The sequence below is a fragment of the Arsukibacterium sp. MJ3 genome (assembly GCF_000987765.1).
Classification (GTDB): domain Bacteria; phylum Pseudomonadota; class Gammaproteobacteria; order Enterobacterales; family Alteromonadaceae; genus Alishewanella.
On sequence record NZ_LAHP01000055.1, the window covers coordinates 1 to 1,896 of the forward strand.

A 1,896-nucleotide genomic window follows, 5' to 3' on the forward strand; every position below is an offset into this window, starting at 1 on the left:
GGATTATACTGACTTTGCCTATGGCACCGACCGCCAGCTATACCGGCGCACAGATGTCAGAAGTGGCCAGGCGACAGATGCGTTTTATATCGACGGCCTGTACGAGCGGGTAACCCTACCCTCAGGTGTAATTGAACATAAGTTTAATGTGGGCAGTACCGTTATAACCAAGCGCAGCAACGGCGCGCATGACGAGCTGTATCTACATAAAGATAACCAGGGCTCTACCATTAGCATTACCAATGGCAGTGGCAATGTGTTGCAGCAGTTTATTTATGACCCCTGGGGTAAACAATACAGCGTAAGCAGCAACAGCTTGTTTACTACTTACAGCAACCCGGGTACCAGCAAGGGCTATACCGGCCATAATATGGTGAATGACCTTGACGTTATTCATATGGGCGGGCGTACCTACAACCCAATACTCGGCCGCTTTATGCAAGCCGACCCGTTTATTCAGGCGCCCAGCAACCTGCAAAACTATAATCGTTATAGCTATGTGCTAAATAACCCCATGAGCTATACCGACCCAAGCGGATATTTTTTCAAAAAGCTTGGGAAGTTTGTGAAAAAGTACTGGAAAGTCGCTGTTGCTATTGCTGTTACGGTTGCAACCTACGGCGCTGCGTCAGGTTGGGCCGCTGGTTGGGGGATGACCCAAGGATTTTCTATGACTGTACTAGGCACCACACAAACCTTTGTGACAGGGCTTTCCATAGGGGGAGCAGTTACTGCGGGAGCAATTGCTGGAGCAGCAGGAGGCTTTGTTGGTGGTGCGCTGCAAACAAAAAGTTTGACAGGCGCACTGCGAGGCGCTGCTACTGGTGCTATCGCCGGTGCGGCCGGTGGCTATGCCAATCATGGTGCTGTTAATGGTTGGGGAGATGCAGCGAAACGCATTGCGGTATCAGCAGCCGGAGGATGTGGTTCAGGAGAAGCTTCAGGTGGTTCTTGTAGTAAGGGAGCTAAGATGGCAGCAATGGCACAAGCATTAACTATGGGGTCTGAAGCTATCTATAAAAAAGTGAGTAGTAAATATAACAAATCGGGTGAGGTTCATTTCAAGCAGAAGGGCGTTAGTGATGTAGGTAAACAAGTTGAAGAAACTTTACCTGAGCATTATTGGGGGCAGTCTGATCAAGCGGGTGTTATGAAAGATATTGCCAAACTGCCATATATGGATGCATTTGCTGAATTCCATGACGGACTTCATGATTACTTCACTGATGTGCTCGGTAAGGGTAGTGTTGTTACCAATAATGGTGTCGGATTAGTGCTAACTATGCCACATTCTTATGGATTGACTTTATTAGCTGCTGCAAGACCTTATAATCATATTTATACACCTTACAGACTACTGGATAATAATGAATAGGACTAACTATGGGTAATTACATTTTCGTTTTTGGACTTATTTTACTCCTTAATATAGCTGGCTGCGCAGCTGGTCATGAAGATTACAAAAAATACCTGAATATGAATATTGGGGGAAATATTAATAATCAGGCTTTATCTAAATCTGAAAAGGCAGGCCAGTTGATACGATCAGATTATTTAATTGGAGGAGAAGGATTGACAAAAACTACAACATTGGATAGCGGTAACTTAAGATACCACTTTAATAGACAGGAAGTTTTACCTAACTACAGTATTAAAGATTATGTAGGAAAATGCCTAATTTATTATGATGTTGACCCAGGTACACATATTATATTGGCTTGGGGTTTTGATAAAGGCGGTAATCCATTAAGTTGTAGAACTTGGCCTTGAGAAGTTTAGCGCAGCTGGAATAAATGGAATAAATGGGGTCAGATCAACATTAAATAGGCATTGCCGAGGCTGTATTTATGCTGAGTGGGTTATAGAGCTGAAGATGTTGACTCCTCTGCAGGTTGA

At 44.3% G+C, this 1,896-nt stretch carries 2 protein-coding genes; both read left to right on the forward strand.

The window, feature by feature from the left end:
- Positions 1–1,375 (forward strand): RHS repeat domain-containing protein (locus VT06_RS16605; protein WP_046555445.1); only part of this gene is annotated, 1,375 nt, incomplete at its 5' end.
- Between the two features lie 8 nt (positions 1,376–1,383).
- On the forward strand, positions 1,384–1,770 hold the full coding sequence (locus VT06_RS16610; RefSeq protein WP_046555446.1) for a hypothetical protein: 387 nt from the start codon (positions 1,384–1,386) through the stop codon (positions 1,768–1,770).
- The last annotated feature ends 126 nt before the right edge of the window (positions 1,771–1,896 follow it).